The sequence below is a fragment of the Lebetimonas natsushimae genome (assembly GCF_002335445.1).
Taxonomy (GTDB): domain Bacteria; phylum Campylobacterota; class Campylobacteria; order Campylobacterales; family Nautiliaceae; genus Lebetimonas; species Lebetimonas natsushimae.
The window spans coordinates 524582-550105 of record NZ_BDME01000001.1; the positions used below are offsets into that span (position 1 = coordinate 524582).

A 25524-nucleotide genomic window follows, 5' to 3' on the forward strand; every position below is an offset into this window, starting at 1 on the left:
TAGTAAAATGCAAATAAAAAAAGGGATTTTTATGAAAGTTTTACTTATAAAAGATGTAAAGGGGCTTGGAAAAGCAGGTGAAATTAAAAATGCAAAAGATGGATATGCAAGAAATTATCTTATCCCAAAAGGTTTTGCAAAACTTGCCACTCCTGAAGTTATAAAAGAGTGGGAAGAAGAACAAAAGAAAAAACAAGAAGAGTTGAAAAAAGAAATTGCTAGATTAAATGAAATAAAAGAAAAAATAGAAAATACATCTATCGTTATTAAACACAAGCTAGGGGCTAACGGACAACTTTATGGAGCTATTACAAATAAAGAGGTTGCCGAAAAATTAAGAGAAAACGGAATCGATATTGACAAGAAACATATTGAAATGCAGCAGATTAAAACTGTAGGAGAATATAATATTGATATAAAATTGGGACATGGAATTCATGCCAACCTTAAACTTGTAGTTGAAGGTGAATAATGAAAATTAATTTAGAAGCAACTACAATACTTGGGGTTAGAAAAAACGGTATTGCAGTAATTGGAGGTGACGGCCAGGTTACTTTTGGCCATACAGTTTTAAAAGGAAACGCCACAAAAATAAGGACTCTTTATAACGGAAAAGTACTGGCGGGTTTTGCAGGAAGCACCGCTGATGCGTTTATTTTATTCGACATGTTTGAAAACAATCTTCAGCAAAGAAAAGGGGATTTGGTAAAATCAGTTATTGATTTTGGAAAAGCATGGAGGAAAGACAAATATTTAAGACGTCTTGAAGCAATGATGATAGTGTTAAATCCTGAGCATATTTTTATTTTGAGCGGAAACGGGGATGTAGTAGAACCAGAAGATGGAGAACTTGCAGCTATTGGGAGCGGCGGTAATTATGCAATTTCAGCTGCAAGGGCACTTGTAAAACATTCAAATCTTGCTCCTGAAGAAATTGTAAAAGAGTCTTTGCATATAGCGGCCGATTTATGTATATATACCAATCATAATATTAAAATTTTAAAAATTGAAGGGAAAAGATGAATTTAACACCAAAAGAAATTGTACAGTATCTTGATGAATATATTATCGGTCAAAAAGAAGCTAAAAAAACAATAGCAATAGCTCTCAGAAACAGATATAGAAGAATGCAGCTTCCAAAAGAATGGCAAGATGATATTATGCCAAAAAACATTATGATGATAGGGCCAACAGGAGTAGGTAAAACGGAGATAGCAAGAAGAATGGCTAAAATGATGAAACTTCCGTTTGTAAAAGTTGAAGCAAGTAAATATACGGAAGTTGGATTTGTTGGACGTGATGTTGAAAGCATGATTAGGGATTTGGTTAATAATTCTTTTAATTTGGTAAGAGAAGAAATGCAAGAAGCCGCAAAAGAAAAAATTGAGGAAAATGTAATCGAGGAAATTACAAAAAAACTGATTCCTCCTCTTCCAAAAAACGCTCCAGAATCTAAACAGATTGAATACAGCCATACATTTGAAAAAATGAAACAGAAAGTTAAAAACGGAGAAGTTGACCATTTAAAGATTACAATTGAAGTGGAAGAAGGAATGGAAGGGGATGACAATCTTCCTCCTGAAATGATAAAAGCCCAGGAAAGTATTGTAAAAATTATAGGAATTTTCAATAAAAATAAAGAAAAAAAAGAAGTAACTGTAAAAGAAGCAAAAGAGCTTCTTAAAAAAGAAGCAGCTGAAAAGGTTATAAGTAAAGAGGAACTTAAAAAAGAAGCTTTAAGAAGAGCTGAAAATGGAATTATTTTTATTGATGAAATTGATAAAATTGCAGCAACCGGAAATCAAAGACAAGACCCTAGCAAAGAAGGAGTTCAGAGGGATTTGCTCCCAATTGTGGAAGGTTCTACAGTTAATACAAAATTCGGCTATGTAAAAACTGATCATATTTTATTTATTGCAGCGGGTGCTTTTCATGTAAGTAAACCAAGTGACCTTATTCCAGAACTTCAGGGTAGATTCCCTTTAAGAGTTGAATTGCAAAGTCTTGATGAGGAAGCTTTATATCAAATATTAACTAAACCTAAACATTCATTAATTAAACAATATGAAAAACTACTTGAAGTGGAAGATGTTACCTTAAAATTTACTGAAAGTGCATTAAGAGAAATTGCAAAATATGCATTTTTGGCAAACGAAAAAACGGAAGACATAGGAGCTAGACGTCTTCATACAGTAGTAGAAAAAGTTTTGGAAGATATTAATTTCAGTGCCGATGAATATAAAGGTAAAGAATTTATAATAGATGAGGCTTATGTAAAAAGCAAACTTGACGATATAGTAGAAAATGAAGAAATAACCAAATATATTTTATAAGGATTAAAATGCCAAAAAGCGGTTTTGTTGGAATAATTGGCAAACCAAATGCTGGAAAATCAACACTTCTAAATTGGCTTTTAGGAGAAAAAATAGCTCTTGTTTCTCCTAAAGCCAACGCTTCAAGAAAAAGAGTAAATGCAATTGTTATGCATAAAGATAACCAAATAATACTTCTTGACACTCCTGGACTTCACGAAAAAGAAAAACTTCTTAATAAATTTATGTTAAATGAAGCACTGAAGGCTTTGAGTGACAGTGATTTAATTCTTTTTTTAGCTGATGTCAGGGATAATGTAGAAAAAAGTGGATATCAGTGGTTTTTAGAATTAAATAAAAAAAATATACCTCATATTCTTGTTCTTACTAAGACAGATTTGGTAACAAAAGAAGAATTGGAAGGTAAAATAAAAGAATATGAAAAAATTTCTAAAGCCCTTAAGATTATTCCAATTAGTGCGGTTGAAGGAAAGGGCAGGGAAGAATTATTAGATACTATAGTTGAATATTTACCTGATCATCCTTATTATTATGATCCTGATATAATATCAACTGAACATATCAGAGATATATATAAAGAATTAATACGGGAAGCTTTGTTTGAAAAATTAGGGGATGAAATACCTTATGAAACTGATATTTTAATAGAAAAATTAAAAGAATTTGAAAATTTAGATAAAGTTTATGCTACAATTATAGTTGAAAGAGATTCCCAAAAGGGAATGGTCATAGGTAAAAAGGGGAAAAAAATAAAAGAAATCGGCTCATATGCCAGAAAATTGTTAGAAAATTTCAGTGGTAAAAAAATATATTTAGAGCTTTTTGTAAAAGTTGTCAAAGGCTGGAGTAAAAATAAAAAAATGTTAGAAGAATTAGGATATGAGGTAGAATTATGAAACTTAAAGAAAAATGGAACAATGTAGCGTCAAAAATTAAGTTTTTAAGAAAATATAATTATGATATAAATAAAGTTGTAGGTGTAAAAGGAAAAGAAAGGTATATTTTATATGCCAATAAAAAATTGTTGAGGATATATCGTGATGATTTAAGAAGCACTCCTTTAATAAATACTTACATTCCAATCGAAAATGCGATTTTTTATAATTTTGAGCTTGAAAAAAATTTAATAGAAAAAATAGAATTAGATAAATTTATTGAAACAAAAGTTTATGAAGAAACTGGTATTAATGAAACAGAAAGTTATATTATCAAATATAAAATAGTTGATTTATTAAAAAATGATAAAAAAGTAATAGTGGAAACAGTAATAGTATCAGAAAGTATAATCAAAAATGATTTTAAATATATTTTAGACGAAACGGGATATATTGATTATATATCATTTCCGGCTTTTTCTTACAGATCTTTGTATCAGGAGAATATTCTTACCTATGCAAATGATATGTTTGTTGTAATACTGGAGGATAAAATATTCATTACATTTTATTCTAAAGGTAAATTGGTAAAAATTGTTACAATTTCCGGGGGACTGGATAAAATTTATGATAGGGTTTCAAAATTAAATATTGCAAATTTTGATTTAGAAACTTTTAAAAAACTGTTAAACAAAAAAGGTTTGGATCAGGAAAATTATTCTTCAAATGAATTTATTGTTTATAATGAATTATTAAAAGAATTTAATACATTTGGAGGTATAATAGAAGATCAGATTAAAAAATTAATTGAAGTTTACAATATTGATAATATTGATAGAATATTTATCACCACTAAATTCGGAAACATTGAAGGACTGGATAATTATTATTCTAAATACCTGAATATTGACACATTTGATTTTGAATTTTATGAAAATTATAATCTTGACAGACTTCCTATTGATCCATTATTGTTTTTAGGAATGCTTGAAACGCATTATGCTTATAAATACAGTGATTTTAAATATAATTTTTCTCTTTTTTTAAGAGAACCTACATTTTTTTATAGACCGAGCGGTCAATTTGTTTTGAGTGTGACAGCAGCCACTATTATTTTTTCTGTTGTACCTTTGTATCAATATATTAATGGGTTGGTTTATCAATATAAAAATAATCATTTAAATTCTAAGATTCAAAAATATAATAAGGATATCTCAGCTTTGGTTTCTAAAAAAAGTAAACTGGAAAATCAAAAAAATAAAATTGAAACAGTTATAACAAAATTGTTAAACAAAATAAAAAAAGATAAGCTTTTAATAAATGAGCTTTATAAATTTAAATATTCTTATCTTCCAAAATCACAGGAATTGACTGATATAACATTAATAATTAATAAAAATAAAGTTTATATAAAAAATCTTAATTATAAAAATAGTGAATTTATAATTGATGTGTTTTCCAGTAAAGATTCAAATATCGCAAATTTGATTGACGATTTGACTCACAATGGATATAATGCTTATACCGATAGTATAAAATTAGATAATAAAAAATATATTTCAAAAATTAGGATAAAAGAATGAAACAGAAAAATTTTTTAGACAAATTTTTTGAAAATAAGACTAAAAAAGACATTTTATATATTCATATAATGACAATATTTTTAATAGGGTTTATTATATATTATTTTATTTATCCAGTTAGTTCTTCCTATCAAATCAGACAAAAAAACAATTATAGTCACAATATGGAAAAATTAAATAAATTAAAAATACAAAAAAATACGTTTACAGTACAAATTATTAATTTGACTAAAACTATAAAAAAACTTTCTTTGAAAAAAATTTCTCTGCATAAACAAAAACTTTTTTTTGATGATTTAGTTTCATTATTGGATTTTGCAGAATTTAATAAATATAAATGGGCAAATTATGTAAAAAATATTGTACATGATGCTAAAAATGAAGGTTTAAAATTAATTGATTTTAAAAATGAACTTTTTAATGACAATAATAATACTTTTATAAATAAAAAAATGGATATAACTGTAAATATTAAAGGGGAATATAAGAATTTAATTTATTATATTTATAAATACGAAAACACCAAAGAATTATTAAGAGTAAATGAGTTAAATATAAACGAGAAAGGTGATTATATGATTAAATTTTCATTATATGGGTATAAAAAATGAGAAAAATATTATTTTTAATAATAGGGGTTTTTTTGATAGCTTCAACTAATGAAAAATATTTAGAATATACAAATAAATTAGTAACCTATAATTTTGAACTTAAAAATATTGATAAAATAAAATCCCCATTTTACAAAATTAAGAAGCCAATATTTTTAAATAATAAAAAAATTAATAAAAATATAAAGAAAATTATTCATATTTCCCTTCTTTCTGTTTTTAATGATACCGCTTATATAAAAATAGACGAATATATGGGTGATGAATTAATAAATACTTATAAAAAATGGGTGAAAAAAAATGATAAAATAAAAAATTGCAGAGTGGAAAATATATATTCAGATAAAATTGTTATAAAATGTGGTAAAAAACAATTAATAAAAAAATTAAATGTAAAATCATTAAGAATAAGGATTGGACAATGAAAAAAATATTTTTAATATTATTTATGATTTTAAATATATACGCTAACGACTGTTATAATAAGTTTTTTACTTATTCAAACAGTATTAATTCTCAAGAAAGAATGAAAATAAAAGATTTTTTAGATTTATTAGTTACTCAAAAATGTGGGATAAATATTGTTTATGATGATGACGAATCTAAAAAAATTGTTGATAATAAAATGCCTTTTGTAAAAATTAAACATTTTACATTAAGAGAAATTTTAGATTTATTGTTGGCAAAAAGAAATTTGTTTTATTCTTTGAGTTCCAATACGTTAGAAATTAGTTATTTTAAAACTAAAACTTATAAATTAGATTTTCTTACATCATCAAGAACCGGAGAATCCAATTTGGATGCAACAGACAGTAAGGTTAAAAATACATATGATTTTGATTTTTGGGATAAAATAGAAGACAATATAAAAACAATTTTACAGAATACATCTAAAGATTATAAACCTCCAGTAATTGACAAAGCTGCAGGTTTGATAACTGTTACTGGTACTAAAAAACAAGTTCAAGAGATAGACGAATATATTAATAATTTAATAAAAAGGTTAACAAAAGAAGTATTAATAGATGTTAAAATATATACCGTTGAGCTTTCTGAATCTCATAAAACAGGTATAGATTGGTCAAAATTAAATTTAGCATTGGATAGTCAGTCTATACCAGTAAACAATTTTGCACATAAAGTATTTGGCAGAGAATCAGTTTTTAATTCTGCAACCTTTAATTTACAAGGATTTTTAAATTTCTTAGCAGAGAATGGAAATGTTAATTCATTGTCAAATCCTAAAATAGTAACATTAAACAATCAAAAAGCTATCATTAGTGTTGGTGATACCATTTATTATAAGTATGCTTCCAGTGTAGTGAATAATCCAAATGCAGCACCATCAGTTGAATATACAATTGATTCTAAATTTGTGGGTGTTGTGCTTGATATAACACCGCAAATTAATGATAACGGAGATATTATTTTAAGTATAGCTCCAAGGATCAGTTCATTTAAAAATCAAAATCAGTTAAAAGATACAACAAGAGATATGCCTCCTGACACAAGAGACAATACAATGCTAAGTATTGTTAAATTAAAAGATAATGATACTTTAGTATTAGGCGGTCTTATAACAAATGAAGATTCTTTGAATGTAAACGGTGTACCGGTTTTAAAAGAAATACCGTTGGTTAAATATCTCTTTTCCTCAAAAGAAAAAGTTACAAACAAAAAAGAACTTGTTTTTGTAATAACACCACATATAATTGATTTTAGTAAGAAAAAAACTCTGAGGGATTTAGGGTTTGGAAAATTTTAGTCTGGTAAAAGATCTGTTCAGGGATGTGGTTGATGTAAAAAATTATATTCCGCTTGCCAGTATTGAAAAATTAAAAATTGACCTGACAAACGCAATCGAACAAAATGAAAAAATGATTTTTCTCTCAGGTGCCGCTGGAAGTGGAAAAAGTATGATTTTAAATTCTATTTATAATAATTTAAAAGAAAAAAAAAATATATTTTATATTTCTAATCCTTTTTTAGAAATAAATGCTGTATTGAATATAATTAAAACTTTGAATATTGATGAACATTATTATCTTTTTATTGATGAAGCCCAGCTTTTAGATGATTCTGTTTTAGAGAATTTAAGAATATATGCTGATAAAGGTAATTTAACAATAGTTTTTGCAACACATGATGTAGATTTAAACAGATTGTTGCAAAAAAGACATTTTGAAACCAGAATTAATTATATTTTCAGGACATTACCGATTAGATTAGAGGAAGTTGAATATTTTATAAATACCAAATTAATAAAGGCTGATTATGTTTCATTAGCCGAAAAATTTAAACCTAAACATTTTAAATTAATATATAAGTATACTGATGGTTCATTAAGAAAAATAAATCAATTTATGTTTAAATTATTTGATGTGCTTGAATTTTTTTATCAAAGAGATAAAGAAAAAGTTTTTAAAAATTTGGCTAAATATATGGAAATAACATATATGGATATAAAAGGGTTTTAGTGCATAAATATGAAAAACTGGAAAAAATATATTATAGAAAAAAATTTTTGAAATTTTTGATTGTTTTTATAATATCTGTAATATTTATTTTAGTTGGATCAAAAATATTTATGCTTTATAATTATCAGCAGAGTAATTCTTATAAAAAGAATAATGATAATAATTCTTCTAAGAAAAAAGAAAAAAATATTCCTACAGTAACTGTTAAAACTGCTAAAGTTACTAAAATTTCTAAGAATAACAACTTTAAAAAAGAAAAAAATATGACAAAAAACGATAATAATATAACAAATAAGATACCGATGATATCTTTTGTATTTCCAAAAATTGATATTAATAATACAAAAGAAATAAACAATGAGATAAATAAAGAAGTAAAAAAATATATAAAGAAAAAAATTAATAATCAAAAGAAAATGTTACCTAAAATAAAAGAAAAAAATAAACAAAAACCTTTAATAATTGAAGAAAATGTAAAAATAGATGATTTGATTAATACTTATAATCAAAAACCATCTTTTGATTTAGCTATTCAAATATCACAATATTATTTAAATAAAAATAAATTAGATTTAGCAAAATTATGGGCACTTAAGGCAAACAGTATTAATCCTTCCAGATATGAAAGCTGGAAGATATTTGCTATTATTTTATTGAGAAAAAATAAGAAAGAAAAAGCAAAAGAAGTTTTACAAACATATTTGAATGATTATGGCCAAAATGATGATATTCAAAAATTATTAAGGAGTATAAATGAATGAACATATTTTAAAAGAGATAAAAGCGCTTCCACCTTTGCCAAAAAGTATAATGGAGATACAAAGGATTACTAATAACCCCAATTCTTCAATATCGGATTTAGTAAAAGTAGTTAAAGAAGATCCGATGCTTACAGCCAATTTGCTTAAAGCAGCCAATTCTCCTTTATATGGATTTACCAGACAGATAAAAAATGTAGATCAGGCCGTTTCTCTGTTTGGAATGGCTACAGTAAAAGGATTTGCCATTTCTTTTGCAATTAAAAACACTCTTAAATTTGATTTAAGCGCATACGGTATAAGCGAAGATCAATTCCATGATGTATCTGCTAAAAGAAATGCCGTAACACTTTTATGGTACAAAAAAAACAGAAAATATTTAGATATTTTAGCAACAGATTCTTTTTTAATTGATATAGGCGCTGTTATAATTTCTGTTGTATTAAGTAATCTCGATAAAGTAGATGAATTTAGAACTAATTTAACTCCTGAAAACAGAGAAGAACTTGAGAAAAAATTTATTGGAATGACAACCGCTGAAGTTAATGCTAAAATATTTTCACATTGGGGATTTAGTGAAGATTTAATAGAATCTATGAGAAATTTAGATAACCCTAATGGTAAATATGAAAAAGAAAGCGCTTCACTTCTTACGTTAAAAAATTTAATCAATCTTTTAAACGGATATAACGAAGAAAATGAAAAAAAAGCTTTGGAAATTGCAAAAAAATATGAATTAGATATAGAATCTTTAAAATTGGCAATTGAACTGATAATAAAAGGGAATAATTGAAGGAATTTATATATAAACTTATAAAAGGAATTGATAGAAAGGATATTCCAAGAGATAAAAGGGATCTGATAAATGATTTAATTGCATTTAAAATTGTTACAAATGGAAAAATCATAAAAATAAAATCTAAATATATACCTGGTAAAATTGATATTACAAAAAAAGGTTTTGGATTTTTAATTCCCATGACAAAAGGGAAAGATCTATTAATTGAAGAGCATCACTTAAATTCTGCAAGTAAAGGTGATTTGGTAATTGCAGAAAAATTATTTAATAAAAAAGGAAGGCCTAAGGCAAAAGTAATTTATATTATAGAAAAAGCTTTCGCATATACTGTCGGATATTTAACATTTGAAATTAAGAATGGAAAAAAAATACCATTAATCAGAAATATAAAAACAAATCTTCCAACTTACGTAAAAGTTACAAAAAAAGCCTTAAAAAATCTCCCTGAAAATGCGGTGTTTAAAATAAATAATTATACTTCAACTATAGAAGAGGTTTTAGGGGTATTAGACGATCCGTGGGTGGATGAAAAAATTTCACTTGCCCTTTATAACAAAAAAGAAGAGTTTTCAAAAGCTGCATTGCTTGAGTCACAGTCTTATGGAGATTATGTAGATAAAAGCATGTATCCCGATAGAATTGATTTAACAGATAAATTTTTTTGTACAATTGACCCAGTAACAGCAAAAGACCATGACGATGCAATATATTTTGATAAAGATGAAAATGCCCTTTATGTGGCAATCGCAGATGTTAGTGAATACGTATATTTAAACGGAAATATAGATAAAGAAGCAAAAGAGAGAGGGTTTAGTATCTATTTTCCACACAAATCTATTCCTATGCTGCCTCGTGCCTTGAGTGAAAATATTTGTTCGCTTAAAGAAAATGAAGACAGACTCAGTTTTATTTTTAAAATTACTTTGGATAAAAACAATAATGTAATAAAAGAAGAACTTTTTGAAGGAATTATTAATTCAAAAAGAAAATATTCTTATGAAAAGGTTGATGAATTTTTGGCGGGAAAATTTGAAAACAGTGATGAAACAGATAAAAAAATTCTTTCTTGGCTTCTGCCTCTGTGGGAAAAAATTAAACATATAAGGGCAGAAAGATTAAAAACAGGTCTTGATTTTGAAAGCGACGAAATTAAAATGATTCTGGATGAAAACGGCCTTATTAAAGAAGTAAGTATTGAAGAGGAAACCCCTTCTCATTCACTTATAGAAGACTGTATGCTTTTGGCAAATAAAGCAGCTGCCAAAATAATAGACTATGGAATTTTCAGAGTTCACGAAAAACCTTCTTCTACCACTATTGACGAACTTTACAATAATTTGTTGTCTCTTGGAATTGAAGTAAACGAAGATGAAGATTTTGTAAAAAATGTAAAAAATATTCAAGCACAGGCAAAAGAGATTGGAATAAAAAAAGAAGTGGACAAATTAATTATCAAGGCACAACAGCAGGCAAGATATGATGCTGAGAATCTTGGTCATTATGCTTTAGGGTTTGAAAAATATACACATTTTACATCACCTATTCGTAGATATTCGGATTTGACTCTTCACAGACTTTTAAAATCAATCATTAGAAATGATGAAAAAATGAAAAATTTTATTTTAAGAAATATTGAAGCTTTGGTTGTTAAAATAAGTGAACTGGAAAGAGAAGCAATGAAAGTGGAGTGGGATTTTTATGACAGAAAATATGCCAGAGTTGCAAAAATTAATATTGGTAAAATATATAAGGGTATAATTGAAGATACTGAAATTCCGCCTATCGCAAAAATTTTAGAAGATAAATTGCTTGGAAGCAGGGTGTTTTTAAAAGATAAAAAACAGTTTAATTTGTTTGAAAAAGTAGATATTGAAATAGTTGATTCGAATATTGCAACTGCAAAAATAAGAGGGAAAGTAATAGATTAAAAACTGTAATCTATTCCAAAAGCCATTAATAAAGCCCCTCCGTCTTTAAATGTTCCTTGTATAGGAGTCCCATCTGATTGTTTCATAATAACACTTCTTTCTTTCTGTTTTGCATAAAGCACAGAAAATCCTAATTTCATTCTATCATCCATTTTGTATTTAAATCCACCTGAGAATATTTGTTTATCACTATCAGGTAATGAAAAATCTATTGTATCATCCGGCACAGGTGTTTCATCATATGTGAATCCCAGCATAGCTGTAAGTTTTTTATTGCATTGATGTGTCAAACCGATTCTATACGAGTTTGCGTCTTTCCAATGTTTTGGTATAGGTGTACCAAAAATTCCTTCTACATAAGGATCGTTGAGATTAAAATCAAGTTCTTTATAATCAGACCAGAAAGTTCTCTCAAGTACAAATTCAAGTGTTGTTTTGTTAAAAGTTTTGGCAAATGCCAGATTCAGTGCCGCAGGCAGAGGAATTTTTACTTTTCCGTTTGTTTTAAATGATATTAATGTAGAAATATCATCAGGATTACCGGTTAATAAAAATTTACTGTAATATCCACTTGCGTCACCGTTTAGTGTCATGTTTATTTTTGAACGGTAAGTTAAAGCTATTTTAGTATCTCTTTTATCATTTTGATATGAAGCAGCAGCATTCCATCCAAAATCGATTGAATCTCCATTTAAATATTGGGAATATAAACCTGCTCTAAATGCGTTTGCTATCCCCTCACTTCTGAGAGCTCTTATACCAAAAGCTATACCAAAATTATTATTAACTTTATATGCAATATTAGGATTAAGTTCAACCGTTTTTAATGTAAATTCTTTCGCTCCAAGCTCCGGTACGGGGTCGTCCCATTTTTTTGAAAGTCCGGCAGGGGTTGTAATAGAAAGTCCCCATCTGAAATTATTGTAATCTTTTGAGCTAAAATGGAAGAGGGGGATTAAATAATCTTCATCTCTGGATTCATAAATTTCCCCATTTTGATTGTCGAATTCTATTTTGTTTAAATGGATGTAACTCATTAAAAATTCGTAACTGTTTTTATCTTTATTGAAAACCATATTTGCAGGGTTGTAATAGTTTGCATCAGCCCCGTGTGCATTTGCTACATTTGCTGCACTTAAAGCCATACCGTTTATAGATTGTTCAGGGATTTTATATCCGTTTGCCAAAAGAAGTGATGAAGTAATGATAGATAATGCAATAATTTTTTTCATAAAATCTCCTTTTAAGTTATTGTATAATTCTAACAAAAAGGTTAAAATGAATAAAAGAGAATTTGATGGTTTAAAAGAATTACCTCATTTTTGTGTGTTTTATGGAAACAGTTTTTTTCTGAATCTGTATCAAAAAAAAATTGAAGAAAAATTTGAAAAAGAAAATATGTTAAAACTTTATTATGATGAATTTGATAAAAAATTGGCTAAATCTCATTTAATAGAGAGTTCTTTATTTGGTGGGCAAAATATATTAATTGTAAAGACAAATAAATTTAATAAAGAACTGGAAGAACTCAAACAGTATGTTAAAGGCAATTATTGTTTTGTGTTTTATACGGGAAATAAAAAATTAGATTTGAAAAAAGATGAATTTGTAAGGTTTTATAATCCTTCTTTTAAAGATATCATAGAATATACAAATAGACTGTGTGAAAAAGAACATTTGCATTTATCAAATGATGCAAAAAATTTTTTGGCAAAAAGCATAGATCCGCTTTTTTTAGAAAATGAAATAAAAAAACTAGCGAATTATAAAAAAGAAATTTCTTTAAAAGATATAGAAGATATTGTTTTTTTATATAAAGAGGAATCATTTGAAGATTTATTTGTAAAGATTTTAAACGGAAGAGATTTTTTTGATGATTTAAAAATAATTTTAGAAACAGTAGATTATAAAAGAATAATACCGGCTTTAATAAACTATATTACCACACTTTACCAGTATCATATTTTTATAAAAATAACGGGAAAATCAAACTTAAAGGAATTTTTGGGATATCAGCTTCCTTTTGATATAGAAAAGCAAAGAATTGAACTTGTTATTAAATTAAAAGAGAAAGATTATAAAACTCTACTCGATTTTTTATTAAATAAAGAACTTTTAATGAGAAATTCAGAAAAAGAAAAAGAGGCGATTTTTTGGGAGGCTATGATATACCTTAGGAATTATCACTCTTTTTAAAAATATTTTTTAATCTTTTTGCTGCTTTTGTAAGTCCCAGTTTCATACCGGAATATCTCATCATTTTTGCCATCTGTTTAAATTTGTCTTTTTCATAGCAGGGATTCGGACATTTTCTACATCTTGGTTTTGGGTTATTTGGACATTCAGTCAGTCTATCTATGGCATAAGATAAAAGATTGTGACATTCCTCACATAAACAGACATCAAAGTCCAATTTTAAATTTTTATAGTTTAAATGATAATTTTTTAAAAACTGGCCTGTATGTTTATCATTGCAATAAATTGGAAAAAATTTTTTAAGTGTTTCAATCTCACTTTTAAATTTTTCTTCTGTCATAAAAAAGCCTTTTTATTAATTATACATTTATGATTATATATTTGCATTGATACCAATCAATTTTCCATTTTCCATTTTCAAATTTCCATTAACAGAGTTTTGTCTTATGGCTTCGTATAATATTATTCCTGTACTTACAGCTAAATTTAAACTTCTTCCGTTTTTAGTCATAGGGATTGTTATACATTTTTCCTTGAATTTATTTAAAATATTTTCATCAATTCCTTTTGTTTCGCTTCCGAAAATAATATAATCACCAATGTCAAAATTTGCTTCAAAATATGGTTTTGTGGTTTTTGTGGTTGCAAAATGGCATTTATTTATATCAATATTTTTTAAGAACTGATCTATATTTTCCCAGACTGTTAAATCAAGTTTGTCCCAATAATCAAGACCCGCTCTTTTTACCGCTTTTTCGCTTATATCAAATCCAAGAGGTTTAACTAAATGAAGCTTAGCCCCGGCATTTACACAGAGTCTTCCGATATTTCCCGTATTTGGGGGGATTTGGGGATTAAAAAGGACTATATTAAACATTTTTTTGCCTTTTAATCAGATGTGTTAATATTTTTGCAATGGCTTTTGGATTCTTACTAAAAATTTTTTTTAGCCTGTCTTTTATAATTCGAGTTTTTATCTCTTCAAATTTTTCATTTTTCATTTTTCACTTTTCATTTAATTAAAGTATAATTGTTTTATTTGCGAATACAAAAATTCTGTCTTCAATTGCTTTTTTTATAGCTCTGCTTAAAACTATTTTCTCTATATCACGCCCTTGAATTCTCATCTCTTCCCAGCTCATTTCATGATTTACTCTGATTACATCCTGTTCGATAATAGGTCCGTCATCCAAATTGTTATTTACAAAATGAGCGGTAGCGCCTATTATTTTTACACCCCTGTCGTATGCCTGTTTATAAGGATTGGCTCCGATAAATGCGGGGAGGAATGAATGGTGAATGTTTATTATTTTATTTGGAAATTTTTCTACGAAATTTGGAGTCAATATCCTCATATATTTGGCAAGTATAATAAAATCAGGATTTGTTGGTTTTATAATTTCAAGCATTTTGTTTTCATGCTCGGCCCTGCTTAAACCTTCAGCCGGGATGTAATAAAAAGGAATATTAAATTTTTCAACCAAGTCTTTGAGATTTTCTCTGTTTGCAATAACTCCGAGAATTTCAACATCCAAATCCCCTGAATATTGTTTGATTAAAATATCCCCTAAAGCGTGGGCTTCTTTTGTGGCCATCAAAAACAGTCTTTTTTTTCTTTTTTTATAAATGTTTACATTGGCGCACGGCACTTCTTTTTTTATCTGTTTTTTTAATTTTTCTTTGTCTACATTTCCTATTATTACCGCCCTGAAAAAGAATTTATTATTTTCTTTATCGACAAATTCCTGCTGAGACTCTATATTAAAATCGTTTTCATACAGAATTTTTGAAATTTTATAAACAAGTCCTTTTTTATCGTCACAGTCAATTAACAGGGTATATTGCATATTTGTCCTTTTTTATGATTATTTTATCATAACTTCTAATTTCGTCTAATATTGATTTTCTTGGATTATTTGGGTCAATTTTAATGGGTTTATATTTTTTATCCCATAAGTTATGTTCTTTTATCCATTTTTTGCAGCAGTTGAAATTTAATATGCTAAAAGTTTTAAGTGGATATTTCAAAGCAAGTCCGTAAAGAAATCTGTTTGTTACGATTTTTGGGCATTTTTTTATTTTTATTTCCCTTTTCAGTCTGTTTGGAAGGTTTAATTTTTCAATAAAAAAAGAGTGTTTTAAATGTTTATAATAAATCAGATGATAAAGAAAAAAACTCTCAAGCGGATTTGTTTTATATATTTTAGAAAGATGGAAAAATTCTTTTTTGTTAAATTCTAAATTGAGTAATTTTTTGGCTATTCCGAGAATAATAAAATAATAAAATCCGTAATATAAAAATCTGCTTTTAAACATTTTTTCAAATTCGCCGTAAATTCTGTCTTTACTTAAATCATTTAAATCAATTTCACAGCATAGTTTTACAGTTTCTGGGGCCACTTTAAATTTAAATCTGGCGGCAAACTGCATTGCCCTAAGGACCCTTAGTGAATCTTCTTTAAATTTTTCATTATTAATATGTCTTATTATTCTGTTTTTAATGTCTTTTACCCCTCCCCAAAAATCAAGTATAACTCCAGTGAATATGTTTTTCATCAAAGCATTCATTGTAAAATCCCTGCGTGATGAGGCGGTTTTTTCATCTTGGATAAGACTTACTTCAAATCCCCTGTGTCCCGAGCCTGTTTTCATTTCTGTGCGGGGGAGGGCAATATCAAAATTTTTCCATTTATATACAAAAAAACTTTTTCCAACCCCTTTTGCCCCCAGTTTTTGCATTAATTCATCAAATTTATCAGGGGCTATGTCATAAACTTCCAAATCAATTTCTTTTGGTTTTATGCCCATTATTTCATCTCTTACAGCTCCGCCTACAATATAGACTCTTTTGCTGTAAGGAGCAAAAAAATTTTTTAAAAACTCTAAATCTTCTTGTAATTTTTCATTTTTCACTTTTAATTTTTAACTTTCATTTAATTTTTCATCTATTTTAACAAGCAGATACTCAAGGAAATTTAGAGTTACATCAAGCTTGACATCAAGATTTTCGGTATTTGGGGATTGAAGCCCTTCAAAGAGAATTAAAAGTCTTTCTTTTAAGTGTTTTAAAAATTCCCTGTCACAATTTTCTTCTTTTTCTTCCTGTTCAACTATAATATTTTCTTCTTCCAATTCCTGCAGGGTTTCTAAAATTGTTTCTTTAATATTCATTTTAATCCTTAAATATTAACCATTTTTCAAAATTAAATCTGTTTTTTTGGTTGATATTGTCAAATTCTTTTAATTTTAAAACATTAATACCATTAAATTTTTTTCTCTGTTTAAGTCTTTTAATTGCTTCAATAACTTCTGCATCTTTTTCAAGAGATTCATAAATTTCCAGGGCTTCTTGTTTAAAACCCTGGGATTCCAGAATTTTTGCGTAAGTTTTTGTTTTAATCTTTAACGTATTTTGCAATTAAATCTCCCATTTTTGAAGTGTTTACCACTTCTTTTGCGTCAAACTCTGCCAAGTCTGGTGTTCTGTAACCAAGGGCTAATACTTTTTTAATTGCATCTTTTATTCTTTTTGCCGCATTTAATTCATTAAGGTATTCTAACATCATAGCGGCACTTAAAATTGTGGCAATCGGATTTGCTTTTTGCTCACCTGCAATATCAGGAGCACTTCCGTGAATCGGTTCAAATAATCCAACCCTTCCGCCTATACTTGCACTAGGAAGTAGTCCAATGCTTCCTACTATCATACTTGCTTCATCACTTAAAATATCCCCGAAAATATTACCTGTTAAAATTACATCAAACTGTTTTGGATTTCTGATAAGCTGCATTGCCGCATTATCTACATACATATGATTTAGCTCAACTTCAGGATATTCTTTTGCAATTTCTTCTACAATCTCCCTCCAAAATTCACTGACTTCAAGTACATTCGCTTTGTCAATTGAAGTTACTTTTTTATTTCTTTTCATTGCTTCTTTAAAGGCAACATGTGCTATTCTTTCAACTTCCTCCCTTGTATAAATCATGGTATTATAAGCTTTTTCTTTGTCTTTGTATCTCGGCTCTCCAAAATAAATTCCACCTGTTAGTTCTCTTACAACCACTAAATCAACACCTTTAATAATTTCAGGTTTTAAGGTAGAAGCATTTACTAATTCATCAAAAATAATTGCAGGACGGATATTTGCAAAAAGGCCTAATTCTTTTCTGAGCTTTAAAAGTCCGCTTTCTGGTCTTTTTTCTTTTGGCAGACTCTCCCATTTATACCCTCCAATTGAACCAAATAAAACTGCATCGCTTTCTAAGCATCCTTTTATTGTTTCATCAGGGCAAGGATCCCCTACTGCATCATATGCCGCCCCGCCTAGAAGATATTCTTTATAATTAAATTTAATATTTTCAACAACTCCTACGCTATTTAATACTTTTATAGCCTCATTTACAATTTCTGGCCCGATTCCGTCACCTTTAATTACGGCAATATTATACGTTTTCATTATTTTCCTTTAAAATCTCTTTTGCATAATTTATGAGCCCCCCTGCTGCAATCAGATTTTGCATAAAATCAGGAATAGGTGCAAATTTATACTCTTTTCCTGTGTCAATGTCGTGAATAATTCCTTTGTCCAAATCGATTTTTATTAAATCCCCTTCATTTATCTCATCACTCTCAAGCAGTTCAAAAATAGGAAGTCCCATGTTAAAACTGTTTCTGTAAAAAATTCTTGCAAAACTTTTTGCAATTACAGCGGCAATTCCTGCAGCTTTCAGGGCAATCGGTGCGTGTTCACGGCTACTTCCGCTTCCAAAATTCCATCCGGCAACTATTATATCCCCGGGTCTTACTTTAGATGGGAATTCCGGGTCTGCATCTTCCATTACGTGTTTTGCCAGTTCGTGCGGGTCTGAAGTGTTTAAATATCTTGCAGGAATAATTAAATCTGTATCAATATTGTCACCAAACTTCCAAACTCTACCTGTAATTACATTCATAAATATTCCTTTTTTTCAAAATTTTATCAAAACTTCCTTTAAATTGCTATTAAATAGCCAATTCCAAGCCCTGTAAAACATAATAAAAAAAATAAAAATAATTCTTTGCTTAAATCTTTTGCGACAATGGCGGCAATTAAAAATTTGACAATGGAATTTGTTACACTTGCTATTATAATTCCGTTTATTGCGCTGATTTGTGGAATTTTTGAAGTAGCTAAACTGCTAAGAGATAACGTAATGGCATCCACATCCGTAATTCCTGAAAAGAATGAAAGCAGATAAATACCTAAATTTCCGTATTTATTGCTGACAAGTTCGGCTGCTGCATAAATTATTGCAAAAATTATTGCAAATTTAACAGCCTCGTCTATTTCAAGCGGATTTTTTGATTTAAGATCAATATTTATTTTCTGAACAGTGGATTTTTTATAAATATAATATGCGTAAATCATTCCAAAAAGTGTGGCTAGTAAAAAAGGCAGTAAAATTATGCTTGATAATTCCTTATTGACAATAAGAGTTTCCACATAAATTCTTGCAAACATTATGGCATTGGCGATTGAGATTCCCGCAATATATAAATATTTATTGTTTTTGTTTTCTTTATACATTTTACTGAGTGTAAAAGTAACTGCCGTTGAACTGAATAATCCACCGGCCATTGCCGTTATTAAAATCCCTTTATTACCCATGAGTTTTAATGAAATATATCCGATAAAAGAAAGGGCAGAAATTAAAACAGCCATAAGCCAGGTTTTATAAGGGTTAAAAAGATGGTAAGGATCTATTGTTTTATTCGGCAGAATCGGTAAAATTAAAAAGGTCATAACGAGTAATAAAACACCGGCATTTATGTCATTAACGGAAATTTTGGATTCAAATTCCTCAAGTTTTGGTTTTAGGGATAAAATAACTATTGTTATAACGCCGATATAAATTGCATATTCAACTTTTCCTATATAAGTCAATATTCCCAAAAAAAATGTAACAATTGCTGCAAAATGGGTGGTAGACCCTTGTTTTTTATAATGTATAACTTTTAAGAAATATGCGCTTATTATTAAAATTCCTATAATTAAAATGCTTAAATATAAAAAATAAGGATATTTTTCATTTAAATATGCACTTAAAAATCCGGCAAGGGAAATTAGGGCAAAGGTGCGGCTGCCCGCGAATGAATTTATGTTTTTGGAATTGAATCTTATGCTACGTTCAAGCCCTATACTGAATCCGATTAAAATGGAAATTATCAAAAGTTTTAAAAATTCTAAATCCAATTTAGACCTTTTTTTATTATTATATTAAATTTTGATAAAATTATGAAAAAAAAGGTTACTTTTGAGAAAAGCAGTTGCATTTACAGGACCTAGTAATTCGGGAAAAACCACTTTGATTGAAAAAATAGCCAAAAGGTTAATTAGCAGTTATAAACTGGCCATAATTAAAAATGATCCGGGGGATAAGGCTAAATTTGATAAAGAGGGAAAAGACAGTTATAGATTTTTTCAAACCGGTGCTGAGGTTGTAGTAACATCTCCTACGCGTACTACTTATTTTTCACACAGGCAAAAATCTCTTGATGAAATAATCAATATGATAAATGATTTTGATATTTTGCTTGTTGAAGGGTTGAAATATCTGCCACTTCCAAGAATCGGAGTTTTTAGAGGTGAAATTGATGAAAGTTATTTCAGATATATTAAGGCTGTTGCAATTGATGACAGTGTTGATAAAAGTTTGATTCCAAAAAATATTGAAATACTTGATTTAAACGATGTGGATGAAATTATAGAATGGGTCTTGGAAAACGCAAAAGAAGTTTAAGGAGAAAATATGACCGAAATAATAGAAAAAATCAAAGATATTGCAGTAGAAATAAGTGATGCAATAAAAACAAAAGATACCGGATATGCGGATACTTGCAATATAAGCGGGGATATTCAGGTCAAACTTGATGTAATAAGTGATGATATAGTTGAAAAACATTTAAGCTGTGTAAATTCTGTAAATGAAATAATTAGTGAAGAAAAAGAAGAACCTGTTAAATTTAATGAAAACGGAAAATATTTAGTTGCTTACGATCCACTTGACGGTAGCAGTCTGATTGATGTTAATTTGAGTGTAGGGAGTATTTTTGGAATTTATAAAGGGGATTATTCAGGAGAAAACATAGTGGCAGCCGTTTATGTGGTTTACGGTCCAAGACTTGAACTTGTAGTAGCAAGAGACAATGTCGAACTTTTCAGGTTTAACGAAAAAACCCAAAATTTTGATTATATAAGAGAAATAAAATTAAATGAAAAAGGAAAAATTCTCGGACCTGGCGGGACTCAGAAATGCTGGTATCCTTATCATAAAGAGATGATTGATAATTTATTTAAAGAAGGCTACAGGCTTAGATATTCAGGCGGAATGGTTCCTGATTTGCATCAGATTTTATTGAAGGGCGGGGGACTTTTTGCATATCCCGGAACAACTGACAAACCGAAAGGCAAACTAAGAAAACTTTTTGAGGTATTTCCTTTTGCTTATGTATTCAATAAAGCCGGGGGGCTTGCAATTGACGGGGAAAATGATTTGTTAAAATTAAGTTATCAGGGATTCCATGACACTACGCCTTGTTTTTTTGGAAGCAATTATGAAATAGAAGTGGTATTAAATACATATAAAGGAAGAAAATGAGCAAATGTGATACATATTATTTAACAACTCCGATTTATTATGTAAATGATGTGCCGCATATCGGGCATGCCTATACAACTATTATTGCCGATACCATTGCCAGATATGCCAGACTTAAAGGAATTGATACTTTCTTTTTAACAGGAACTGACGAGCATGGTCAAAAAATAGAAGAAGCTGCAAAAAAAAGAGGTAAAACTCCAAAAGAATATGCCGATGAAATAAGTGCTAAATTTAAAGCTTTATGGGATGAATTTGAGATTTGTTATGATAAATTTATAAGAACTACCGACCCAGAACATATTAAAGGTGTTCAAAAAGCTTTTCTTACAATGTATGAAAACGGGGATATTTATAAAGATTATTATGAAGGGCATTACTGTGTCGGGTGTGAGAGTTTTGTAGCGCCAAGCCAGCTCGTAAATGATGAATTATGCCCTGATTGTGGAAGACCTACAAGAATTATTAAGGAAGAAAGCTATTTTTTTAGACTTTCAAAATATCAGGATAAAATCTTAGAATGGCTAAAAACTAAAAAACCTATTTTACCGGAAGCAAAAGCAAATGAAATCATCAGATTTGTTGAAGACGGACTTAAGGACCTTTCAATTACAAGAACATCATTTGAATGGGGTATTAAACTTCCAAAAGAGATAAACGATCCAAAACATGTGGTTTATGTATGGCTTGATGCTTTGTTTAATTATCTTACTGCCCTTGGATACGGAAGTGAAGATGAAACACTTCTCAAAAAATACTGGCCTGCAAAACTGCATATTGTAGGAAAAGATATTTTAAAATTTCACGCAGTTTACTGGCCGGCATTTTTAATGAGTATAGGTTTTGAACTTCCAAAAGTAATTGCGGCTCACGGATGGTGGACAAGAGACGGTGAAAAAATGAGTAAATCCAAAGGAAATGTAATCAATCCAAAAGAGGTGGCCGATGCGTACGGGATTGAAAATTTCAGATATTTTATGCTAAGGGAAGTTCCGTTTGGGGCTGACGGAGATTTTAGTGAAAAAGCTTTAATTGACAGAATAAATAATGATTTGGGAAATGATTTAGGGAATCTTTTAAACAGAATTATCGGAATGGCATATAAATATTTTGATGGAAAAATAACTTCAAAAAATGTTGAAAAGTATTACCCAAATGAATTAAACGAAGCCAGGGATATTGTTAAAGATTTGGAAAAAACATACCTTTGGAAAATGCAGATTCATAAATTTCTTGAAGAGCTTTGGAAAGTGTTAAGTATCGGAAATAAGGCAATTGATACATATAAACCTTGGGAACTTATGAAAAACTCTGAAGAGGAAAAAGCAGCCGCACTTTTAGGACTTATTGCAAATCTGTTGGCATTGGTTGCGGTAAATTTACATGCTGTGATGCCAAAAACCACAGGGAAAATTGCCAAGGCTCTTGGATTTGAAATTAATAAAGACACTTTTGCCGCTATAATGGATGGAAAACTGCTTAATGATTTTGTAATAGAAAAAATACCACCGCTTTTTCCTAAAATAGAAAAGCCTTTGATGAAAAAAGTTGAAGTTAAAGAAAACAAACCTGTAAATTTAATTACAATTGACGAATTTTTCAAAACTGAGCTTAAAATCGGAAAAATATTAGTTGCTGAGGAAATTAAAAAATCCAAAAAACTTTTAAGACTTGAAGTTGACTTGGGAGAAGAAAAACCCCGCCAGATAATTGCTGGAATTAAAGAATATTATAAACCTGAGGAATTGATTGACACATATGTGTGTGTTGTAAGCAATCTTAAACCTGCAAAACTTATGGGAATGATGAGTGAAGGTATGCTTCTTGGAGCAAAAGATGAAAACGGATTTAGTCTGATAAGACCTGAAAAACCTAAAAAAACAGGTACACCAATAAAATAATGAAAATAGAAACTCTTGTAAATTTAATAAAAGGGGAGTTATTAAACCGCCCTTTTATCAGTGAGGTTACCTCTTTTATAAAAAATGCGGATGAGGTTAGAAGGGGGAGCTGTTTTTTTTCAAATGATTTCAATGAAATAAAACAGGCCATTAAAAACGGTGCTTACGGAATAGTCAGTGAAAAAGAGTTTGAAATTATAGATAAAGAAATAGCCTGGATTAAGACAGATTCAATTAAAAAGGCAATTTTTGATATTTTTAAATATGAAAATATTAAAACGAAAATCTATTACACAGATAAAATTACAGCCCATATTTTAAAAAAAATGAATTTGGATAAAAAAGTTATTGTTTTGGAAGATGAAGAAACAATGCTTAGGGCCTTAAATAGCACTGAAAAATATTTGATTAGTTTTGATCCTAAATTTAAAGAAATTTTTAAAAATATAGAGGAAATAGAAAAAATAGAAATAAAACTAGAACAATTGACTTTATTTAAATCAAGATATGAAAACATTGAATTAAATCTACCGTTTGTTTATAAAGATAATTTTGCTGCTGCCGTAAATTTTTTTAAAAAAAATAATTTAAAATATACTCTCGAATTTGAACTTGAGAGATTTAAACCTGTTTTTGTAAACGGGAAGTTTGAAAAAGTGGAGTATGGTGAAAGTGAAATGGTTTTAATACTCGGTATTGAAAATGATGAATATTTTTTTAAAGAACTGAATTTTCTGATAGATAATACAAAATATGCCAAAACTGTTGTAGTAGGGCCGTATAATAAAGAGGATTTAAATAAGTTTTTTCATTTTGCAATGATTGTAGATATGGAAATTGAATTAAATCAAAGAGAGGAAAGGAATCTTTTTGATTAAAATTGAAAAAATAAAAAAGTTATGTAGTGGTCAATTTTTAAGTCTGCAGAAAATTTTTTTTGATTATAAAGGTAAAAAGAAAAGCTGGGAAGTATGTAAAAGCGGTGATAGTGTAGCTGTTCTTTTATACCACAGGGAATTTGATTCTTTTTTGTTTGTAAAACAGTTCAGAATGCCTGTTTTTTTAAAAAACGGTGACGGTTTTACTTACGAGCTTTGTGCAGGTCTTATCGATAAGGACAAATCTCTTATAGAAATTGCAAAAGAAGAAATATTGGAAGAATGCGGATATGATGTGCCTTTATCAAATATTCAAAAAGTTACAGAATTTTACAGTAGTGTAGGAAGCAGCGGAGCTAAACAGATACTTTATTATGCCGAGCTTGATGAAAATATGAAAATAAGTGAAGGTGGAGGTATTGACGATGAAGACATTGAGCCTATATTTATAAAAATTGATAACGCAAAAAATATAATATTAGATGACACTTTTACTACTACACCTGGGCTTAAATTTGCACTTTTATGGTGGTTCTTTTTAAAATAAAGTTAATGCTATATCTTTTATAAAAAAATTATTATCCCCTCTGATTAAATAAATTGATTGACATTGACTCAATTTTATTGTATAATACGATTAGATGGTATGGTTTTATACTTTTATGATTTTTATTAATTTGAAGGAGGGGAGATGGCAAAAAGTTTATATGAAGTTTTAGGTGTCAGTGAAAATGCTACACAGGATGAAATTAAGAAAGCTTATAGAAAATTAGCAAGAAAATATCATCCGGATATTTGCAAAAAACCGGAATGTGAGGAAAAATTTAAAGAAATAAATACAGCTTATGAAATTTTGGGTGACCCTGAAAAAAGAAAACAGTATGATGCGATGGGTGATAATATGTTTAATGGTCAGAATTTCCAAGATTTTTACAGACAGCATAAAGATATTGATTTAGAAGAAATTTTGAATTCTATTTTTGGAGGAGGTTTTGGTGGTAGAAGAGGCGGTTTTGGAGGCTTCGGTTTTGAAGGATTCGGAGGTTTTGGCGGATATGAACCTGATTTAGATGTTCATGCAAGAATTCAAATTCCGTTTGATTTAGCCATAAAAGGTGGAGTTTATACAATTAATTATAATGGGGAATCTATAAAAGTAAAAATTCCAGCGGGAATCAAAACCGGTCAAAAACTAAGAATTAGAGGTAAAGGTAAAAGTTTTCAGGGTAAAAGGGGAGATTTAATTTTGGAAGTTGAAGTTACTCCGTCTCCTAATTGGGAAAGAAAAGGAGATGATTTATATACAAAAGTTGAGGTTCCTTTAAAAACAATGATATTTGGTGGAAAAGTCGGAATTGATACTTTTAAAGGACATATAAATGTAAAAGTGCCTGAAAATTCTAAATGTTGTCAAAAATTAAGAGTAAAGGGTTATGGTGTAAATAATGGTAATTTATACATAGAACTTATTCCAAAATTGCCAAAAGTTGAAGAATTAGACCCAGAACTTGCTAAACTGATGCAAGAAAAATTACCAAATTAAA

30 protein-coding genes are annotated in these 25524 nt (G+C 28.7%); 19 read left to right on the plus strand and 11 right to left on the minus strand.

The window, feature by feature from the left end; all coding sequences use genetic code 11:
• Positions 1 to 31 precede the first annotated feature (31 nt).
• The 12 genes from rplI to LNAT_RS03015 are packed head-to-tail and all read left to right on the plus strand — an operon-like array spanning position 32 to position 11364.
• Positions 32 to 472 carry a 50S ribosomal protein L9 gene (gene rplI, locus LNAT_RS02960; RefSeq protein ID WP_096258433.1) on the plus strand — a complete coding sequence of 147 codons (441 nt, stop codon included), beginning with the start codon at positions 32 to 34 and terminating at the stop codon, positions 470 to 472.
• On the plus strand, positions 472 to 1023 hold the full coding sequence (hslV, locus tag LNAT_RS02965; protein WP_096258434.1) for an ATP-dependent protease subunit HslV: 552 nt from the start codon (positions 472 to 474) through the stop codon (positions 1021 to 1023). Before rplI ends, hslV begins: the two co-directional genes overlap by 1 nt.
• A complete protein-coding gene (gene hslU, locus LNAT_RS02970; RefSeq protein ID WP_096258435.1) occupies positions 1020 to 2333 on the plus strand; it encodes an HslU--HslV peptidase ATPase subunit in 1314 nt (437 codons plus the stop codon). The genes hslV and hslU overlap by 4 nt, the downstream gene beginning before the upstream one ends.
• Positions 2334 to 2341: 8 nt before the next feature.
• Positions 2342 to 3229 carry a GTPase Era gene (era, locus tag LNAT_RS02975; RefSeq protein WP_096258436.1) on the plus strand — a complete coding sequence of 296 codons (888 nt, stop codon included), beginning with the start codon at positions 2342 to 2344 and terminating at the stop codon, positions 3227 to 3229.
• Positions 3226 to 4791 carry a hypothetical protein gene (locus tag LNAT_RS02980; RefSeq protein ID WP_096258437.1) on the plus strand — a complete coding sequence of 522 codons (1566 nt, stop codon included), beginning with the start codon at positions 3226 to 3228 and terminating at the stop codon, positions 4789 to 4791. The genes era and LNAT_RS02980 overlap by 4 nt, the downstream gene beginning before the upstream one ends.
• On the plus strand, positions 4788 to 5402 hold the full coding sequence (locus LNAT_RS02985) for a hypothetical protein (protein ID WP_096258438.1): 615 nt from the start codon (positions 4788 to 4790) through the stop codon (positions 5400 to 5402). Before LNAT_RS02980 ends, LNAT_RS02985 begins: the two co-directional genes overlap by 4 nt.
• Positions 5399 to 5827, plus strand: a complete 429-nt coding sequence (locus tag LNAT_RS02990) for a hypothetical protein (RefSeq protein ID WP_096258439.1) — start codon at positions 5399 to 5401, stop codon at positions 5825 to 5827. The genes LNAT_RS02985 and LNAT_RS02990 overlap by 4 nt, the downstream gene beginning before the upstream one ends.
• Positions 5824 to 7167 (plus strand): type II secretion system protein GspD, encoded by a 1344-nt coding sequence (locus LNAT_RS02995; protein WP_096258440.1) that lies wholly within the window; start codon positions 5824 to 5826, stop codon positions 7165 to 7167. The genes LNAT_RS02990 and LNAT_RS02995 overlap by 4 nt, the downstream gene beginning before the upstream one ends.
• Complete coding sequence (locus LNAT_RS03000; RefSeq protein WP_096258441.1) at positions 7154 to 7879, plus strand: ATPase, T2SS/T4P/T4SS family; 726 nt, start codon at positions 7154 to 7156, stop codon at positions 7877 to 7879. Before LNAT_RS02995 ends, LNAT_RS03000 begins: the two co-directional genes overlap by 14 nt.
• The gene (locus LNAT_RS03005) at positions 7879 to 8640 is read left to right on the plus strand and encodes a tetratricopeptide repeat protein (RefSeq protein WP_096258442.1); all 762 of its coding nucleotides are present in this window, start codon (positions 7879 to 7881) and stop codon (positions 8638 to 8640) included. The genes LNAT_RS03000 and LNAT_RS03005 overlap by 1 nt, the downstream gene beginning before the upstream one ends.
• Positions 8633 to 9430, plus strand: coding sequence for an HDOD domain-containing protein (locus LNAT_RS03010; protein WP_096258443.1), 798 nt, complete (start codon positions 8633 to 8635; stop codon positions 9428 to 9430). Before LNAT_RS03005 ends, LNAT_RS03010 begins: the two co-directional genes overlap by 8 nt.
• Positions 9427 to 11364: a VacB/RNase II family 3'-5' exoribonuclease gene (locus LNAT_RS03015; RefSeq protein ID WP_096258444.1), complete on the plus strand. Its 1938-nt coding sequence runs from the start codon at positions 9427 to 9429 to the stop codon at positions 11362 to 11364. Before LNAT_RS03010 ends, LNAT_RS03015 begins: the two co-directional genes overlap by 4 nt.
• Here the strand turns inward: LNAT_RS03015 and LNAT_RS03020 are convergent.
• The gene (locus LNAT_RS03020; RefSeq protein ID WP_096258445.1) at positions 11361 to 12596 is read right to left on the minus strand and encodes an OmpP1/FadL family transporter; all 1236 of its coding nucleotides are present in this window, start codon (positions 12594 to 12596) and stop codon (positions 11361 to 11363) included. The two genes, LNAT_RS03015 and LNAT_RS03020, sit on opposite strands and share 4 nt — an antisense overlap.
• A 46-nt stretch (positions 12597 to 12642) precedes the next feature.
• Here LNAT_RS03020 and LNAT_RS03025 point away from each other — a divergent pair, with 46 nt between their 5' ends.
• Positions 12643 to 13560 (plus strand): DNA polymerase III subunit delta, encoded by a 918-nt coding sequence (locus LNAT_RS03025; protein ID WP_096258765.1) that lies wholly within the window; start codon positions 12643 to 12645, stop codon positions 13558 to 13560.
• On the opposite strand, the gene LNAT_RS03030 is transcribed toward LNAT_RS03025, so the two are convergent.
• From LNAT_RS03030 to LNAT_RS03075, 10 genes are read right to left on the minus strand one after another with little or no spacing between them, the layout of a single operon-like run.
• Complete coding sequence (locus LNAT_RS03030; RefSeq protein ID WP_096258446.1) at positions 13538 to 13900, minus strand: nitrous oxide-stimulated promoter family protein; 363 nt, start codon at positions 13898 to 13900, stop codon at positions 13538 to 13540. The genes LNAT_RS03025 and LNAT_RS03030 overlap by 23 nt on opposite strands.
• A gap of 33 nt (positions 13901 to 13933) precedes the next feature.
• A complete protein-coding gene (locus LNAT_RS03035; RefSeq protein WP_096258447.1) occupies positions 13934 to 14437 on the minus strand; it encodes a tRNA (cytidine(34)-2'-O)-methyltransferase in 504 nt (167 codons plus the stop codon).
• The gene (locus tag LNAT_RS03040; RefSeq protein ID WP_096258448.1) at positions 14430 to 14561 is read right to left on the minus strand and encodes a flagellar M-ring protein FliF; all 132 of its coding nucleotides are present in this window, start codon (positions 14559 to 14561) and stop codon (positions 14430 to 14432) included. Before LNAT_RS03040 ends, LNAT_RS03035 begins: the two co-directional genes overlap by 8 nt.
• Before the next feature lie 18 nt (positions 14562 to 14579).
• The gene (gene purU, locus LNAT_RS03045) at positions 14580 to 15407 is read right to left on the minus strand and encodes a formyltetrahydrofolate deformylase (protein WP_096258449.1); all 828 of its coding nucleotides are present in this window, start codon (positions 15405 to 15407) and stop codon (positions 14580 to 14582) included.
• Positions 15385 to 16473, minus strand: a complete 1089-nt coding sequence (locus LNAT_RS03050) for a tRNA nucleotidyltransferase/poly(A) polymerase family protein (protein WP_238593968.1) — start codon at positions 16471 to 16473, stop codon at positions 15385 to 15387. Before LNAT_RS03050 ends, purU begins: the two co-directional genes overlap by 23 nt.
• Before the next feature lie 9 nt (positions 16474 to 16482).
• Positions 16483 to 16731 (minus strand): CiaD-like domain-containing protein, encoded by a 249-nt coding sequence (locus LNAT_RS03055; RefSeq protein ID WP_096258450.1) that lies wholly within the window; start codon positions 16729 to 16731, stop codon positions 16483 to 16485.
• Position 16732: 1 nt separating this feature from the next.
• A complete protein-coding gene (locus LNAT_RS03060; protein WP_238593969.1) occupies positions 16733 to 16978 on the minus strand; it encodes a tetratricopeptide repeat-containing protein in 246 nt (81 codons plus the stop codon).
• Entirely contained in the window at positions 16956 to 18020 is a 1065-nt protein-coding gene (gene leuB, locus LNAT_RS03065) for a 3-isopropylmalate dehydrogenase (protein WP_096258451.1), read from the minus strand. Before leuB ends, LNAT_RS03060 begins: the two co-directional genes overlap by 23 nt.
• The gene (gene leuD, locus LNAT_RS03070; protein ID WP_096258452.1) at positions 18007 to 18516 is read right to left on the minus strand and encodes a 3-isopropylmalate dehydratase small subunit; all 510 of its coding nucleotides are present in this window, start codon (positions 18514 to 18516) and stop codon (positions 18007 to 18009) included. Before leuD ends, leuB begins: the two co-directional genes overlap by 14 nt.
• 38 nt (positions 18517 to 18554) lie before the next feature.
• Positions 18555 to 19796: an MgtC/SapB family protein gene (locus LNAT_RS03075; RefSeq protein WP_096258453.1), complete on the minus strand. Its 1242-nt coding sequence runs from the start codon at positions 19794 to 19796 to the stop codon at positions 18555 to 18557.
• 61 nt (positions 19797 to 19857) lie between these two features.
• On the opposite strand from LNAT_RS03075, the gene mobB reads away from it, so the two are divergent.
• From mobB to LNAT_RS03105, 6 genes are all read left to right on the plus strand, one after another.
• Complete coding sequence (gene mobB / locus LNAT_RS03080) at positions 19858 to 20343, plus strand: molybdopterin-guanine dinucleotide biosynthesis protein B (RefSeq protein WP_096258454.1); 486 nt, start codon at positions 19858 to 19860, stop codon at positions 20341 to 20343.
• A 9-nt stretch (positions 20344 to 20352) separates the two neighbouring features.
• On the plus strand, positions 20353 to 21201 hold the full coding sequence (locus tag LNAT_RS03085) for a class 1 fructose-bisphosphatase (protein ID WP_096258455.1): 849 nt from the start codon (positions 20353 to 20355) through the stop codon (positions 21199 to 21201).
• A complete protein-coding gene (gene metG / locus LNAT_RS03090; RefSeq protein ID WP_096258456.1) occupies positions 21198 to 23102 on the plus strand; it encodes a methionine--tRNA ligase in 1905 nt (634 codons plus the stop codon). The genes LNAT_RS03085 and metG overlap by 4 nt, the downstream gene beginning before the upstream one ends.
• Positions 23102 to 23980: a hypothetical protein gene (locus tag LNAT_RS03095; RefSeq protein ID WP_096258457.1), complete on the plus strand. Its 879-nt coding sequence runs from the start codon at positions 23102 to 23104 to the stop codon at positions 23978 to 23980. Before metG ends, LNAT_RS03095 begins: the two co-directional genes overlap by 1 nt.
• Positions 23973 to 24527, plus strand: a complete 555-nt coding sequence (locus LNAT_RS03100) for an NUDIX hydrolase (protein WP_096258458.1) — start codon at positions 23973 to 23975, stop codon at positions 24525 to 24527. The genes LNAT_RS03095 and LNAT_RS03100 overlap by 8 nt, the downstream gene beginning before the upstream one ends.
• A 144-nt stretch (positions 24528 to 24671) precedes the next feature.
• The gene (locus tag LNAT_RS03105) at positions 24672 to 25523 is read left to right on the plus strand and encodes a DnaJ C-terminal domain-containing protein (protein ID WP_096258459.1); all 852 of its coding nucleotides are present in this window, start codon (positions 24672 to 24674) and stop codon (positions 25521 to 25523) included.
• The last annotated feature ends 1 nt before the right edge of the window (position 25524 follow it).

What these genes read in the sequence shown, in the direction of transcription:
- rplI (WP_096258433.1), top strand. Translation starts at nt 32, where the DNA reads ATGAAAGTTTTACTTATAAAAGATGTAAAGGGGCTTGGAAAAGCAGGT.
- hslV (WP_096258434.1), top strand. Translation starts at nt 472, where the DNA reads ATGAAAATTAATTTAGAAGCAACTACAATACTTGGGGTTAGAAAAAAC.
- hslU (WP_096258435.1), top strand. Translation starts at nt 1,020, where the DNA reads ATGAATTTAACACCAAAAGAAATTGTACAGTATCTTGATGAATATATT.
- era (WP_096258436.1), top strand. Translation starts at nt 2,342, where the DNA reads ATGCCAAAAAGCGGTTTTGTTGGAATAATTGGCAAACCAAATGCTGGA.
- LNAT_RS02980 (WP_096258437.1), top strand. Translation starts at nt 3,226, where the DNA reads ATGAAACTTAAAGAAAAATGGAACAATGTAGCGTCAAAAATTAAGTTT.
- LNAT_RS02985 (WP_096258438.1), top strand. Translation starts at nt 4,788, where the DNA reads ATGAAACAGAAAAATTTTTTAGACAAATTTTTTGAAAATAAGACTAAA.
- LNAT_RS02990 (WP_096258439.1), top strand. Translation starts at nt 5,399, where the DNA reads ATGAGAAAAATATTATTTTTAATAATAGGGGTTTTTTTGATAGCTTCA.
- LNAT_RS02995 (WP_096258440.1), top strand. Translation starts at nt 5,824, where the DNA reads ATGAAAAAAATATTTTTAATATTATTTATGATTTTAAATATATACGCT.
- LNAT_RS03010 (WP_096258443.1), top strand. Translation starts at nt 8,633, where the DNA reads ATGAATGAACATATTTTAAAAGAGATAAAAGCGCTTCCACCTTTGCCA.
- LNAT_RS03020 (WP_096258445.1), bottom strand. Translation starts at nt 12,596, where the DNA reads ATGAAAAAAATTATTGCATTATCTATCATTACTTCATCACTTCTTTTG.
- LNAT_RS03025 (WP_096258765.1), top strand. Translation starts at nt 12,643, where the DNA reads ATGAATAAAAGAGAATTTGATGGTTTAAAAGAATTACCTCATTTTTGT.
- LNAT_RS03030 (WP_096258446.1), bottom strand. Translation starts at nt 13,900, where the DNA reads ATGACAGAAGAAAAATTTAAAAGTGAGATTGAAACACTTAAAAAATTT.
- LNAT_RS03035 (WP_096258447.1), bottom strand. Translation starts at nt 14,437, where the DNA reads ATGTTTAATATAGTCCTTTTTAATCCCCAAATCCCCCCAAATACGGGA.
- LNAT_RS03040 (WP_096258448.1), bottom strand. Translation starts at nt 14,561, where the DNA reads ATGAAAAATGAAAAATTTGAAGAGATAAAAACTCGAATTATAAAAGAC.
- purU (WP_096258449.1), bottom strand. Translation starts at nt 15,407, where the DNA reads ATGCAATATACCCTGTTAATTGACTGTGACGATAAAAAAGGACTTGTT.
- LNAT_RS03055 (WP_096258450.1), bottom strand. Translation starts at nt 16,731, where the DNA reads ATGAATATTAAAGAAACAATTTTAGAAACCCTGCAGGAATTGGAAGAA.
- leuB (WP_096258451.1), bottom strand. Translation starts at nt 18,020, where the DNA reads ATGAAAACGTATAATATTGCCGTAATTAAAGGTGACGGAATCGGGCCA.
- leuD (WP_096258452.1), bottom strand. Translation starts at nt 18,516, where the DNA reads ATGAATGTAATTACAGGTAGAGTTTGGAAGTTTGGTGACAATATTGAT.
- LNAT_RS03085 (WP_096258455.1), top strand. Translation starts at nt 20,353, where the DNA reads ATGACCGAAATAATAGAAAAAATCAAAGATATTGCAGTAGAAATAAGT.
- metG (WP_096258456.1), top strand. Translation starts at nt 21,198, where the DNA reads ATGAGCAAATGTGATACATATTATTTAACAACTCCGATTTATTATGTA.
- LNAT_RS03095 (WP_096258457.1), top strand. Translation starts at nt 23,102, where the DNA reads ATGAAAATAGAAACTCTTGTAAATTTAATAAAAGGGGAGTTATTAAAC.
- LNAT_RS03105 (WP_096258459.1), top strand. Translation starts at nt 24,672, where the DNA reads ATGGCAAAAAGTTTATATGAAGTTTTAGGTGTCAGTGAAAATGCTACA.